At 40.1% G+C, this 1,823-nt stretch carries 2 protein-coding genes; one reads left to right on the forward strand and one right to left on the reverse strand.

Translation table 11 applies throughout. The annotated features are described in order from the left end of the window. On the reverse strand, nucleotides 1–961 hold a 961-nt coding region (locus GCCT14_RS04715), incomplete at its 3' end, for a tRNA nucleotidyltransferase/poly(A) polymerase-related protein (protein ID WP_108624426.1). A 273-nt stretch (nucleotides 962–1,234) separates the two neighbouring features. Here GCCT14_RS04715 and GCCT14_RS04720 point away from each other — a divergent pair. Continuing rightward, nucleotides 1,235–1,823, forward strand: a 589-nt coding sequence (locus GCCT14_RS04720; protein WP_192875511.1) for a Bax inhibitor-1 family protein, incomplete at its 3' end; no start/stop codon positions are given.

Raw genomic sequence — 1,823 nt, forward strand, 5'->3', positions numbered from 1 at the left:
ATATGTCTTCTCTGTCTTTTTCAGGATTAGAAAGAGTGTGCGGCATTAGCAAAACAGCTAAGAGAACGCTACGTTGAAGCGTCCTTTTTGGGAATTTCTGTGTGAATTGGTCAATGGCTTGTAAAAATTGATGGGTGAGTTTTTTATGTTTTCTGAATGGTCGTTCGAAAGAAGGGAAAATTTTCTTTAACAGACCATAACTGCTCATCAGTTCCAAGAATGTTGATGCATTACCCAATTCAAGTCCTCGAAAGATCTCTTCAAGGACTCTTGATCGTGAGCTTTTCTCAATTTCTCCTGAGCATTTTTTGATTATTTGGTCGGTGGATGTGTAAGAGATCTCAATTTCTCCTGAGCATTTTTTGATTATTTGTTTGGTTTTAACAGTCATTGAAAAGCTATGAAGTCGTGACTGCAATTTCAAGATTCTTATCATACGAACTGGATCTTGAAGGAAACGAGATTCAGGATCTCCAATAATTATTAGCTTTTTCTTAAATAGGTCATTCATTCCTCCGGAGTAATCGATAATTTCTCCATTCGTAGGATGGTAAAATAGGGCATTGATAGTTAGGTCTCTTCGAAGAGCATCTTCCTCAGGTGTTCCCCATTGATTGTCACGAATAATCAGGCAATTGGAGTCTGTTCCGGAACGAAAAGTAGAGACATCAAATACAGATTGTTGCACTCGGACGTGTGCTAGTGGAAATCTTCTTCCTATTATTCGTGCCCTAGACCGAAAGAGTGCACGAATTTGATCAGGACGAGCAGAGGTTACGAAATCAAAATCTTTTGGTTGAGATTGAAGCAAAAGATCTCTTACACATCCACCGACCAAATAAACAAGAAATCCAGCTCGTTCTAGTTTTGTGAAAACGGTCATAGCTGATTGTGGCAGTTGATCAGGAGATAAGCCGTAAGTAGACGCCTGATAGATCTTGCACGCGGATTTTTTGTTCATAGTCTCCAGGCTTGGATTATCGAAAGTAACTAATCGCTTGAACTCAAAACTTGCCAGAAGACTAAACAGTTTTTTGCAACTAAGTCTCGGTAGTCCATAAAATGCAAATCAAGGTTTTGCCAAATCTTTAGGAAAGTCAGAACAATTTTATGAAAACTAGATTTAGTAGTACAACCTGGAGAATTGGATCCTTGTAGAAGGGGAGGCTTTCTACTTTTTTAGATTGGCCAATCTTGATATAAGTATTACAACGACAATTACGGGGAGGACATCATGCGTACAGGTGGACAACGCTCGAATCAGTATCATTCTTTTCTCGAAAAAGCAGGCACTTTTGCCTCTTATGTGTACGGATGGGTGGCTGCGGCTCTTGCGATTACTGCTACCGCTGCTTATGCTATGTATGGCAGTGGTCTTTATGCCCGTATGTCTTCTCTATGGTGGCTTTGGACGATATCAACGGTTTGCATTAGTCTTTACATTCGTTTCAGTTTGGAGCGAATGTCTGTGTTTGCTCTTTCTTCTTGCTTAGTTGCATATTCCATCTGTGAAGGGTTCTTGTTTGGATCGATTTTGCCATTTTTTGTTAGAGCTGGTTATGGTTCTGCTGTTTGGCTTTCGTTTTGTGTCGCATCTGTTTTATTTTTGGCATCGGCGTTTTATGGCAGATATACTCGTACTGATTTGACGACTTTCGGATCATTGCTTTCTGTTGGATTGGTGGGATTTTTAGGAGTTACACTTTTCTCTGTTGTATTGTCGTTTTTTTGGTCGGCTCCTTTAGAGAGAAGAAATTTACACATGTCACCATCTCCAGCACGGACAGAAATGTGCAAAGGCGTATCTCCTCCCAAATCAGGAG

This window comes from Candidatus Similichlamydia epinepheli (assembly GCF_003056015.1).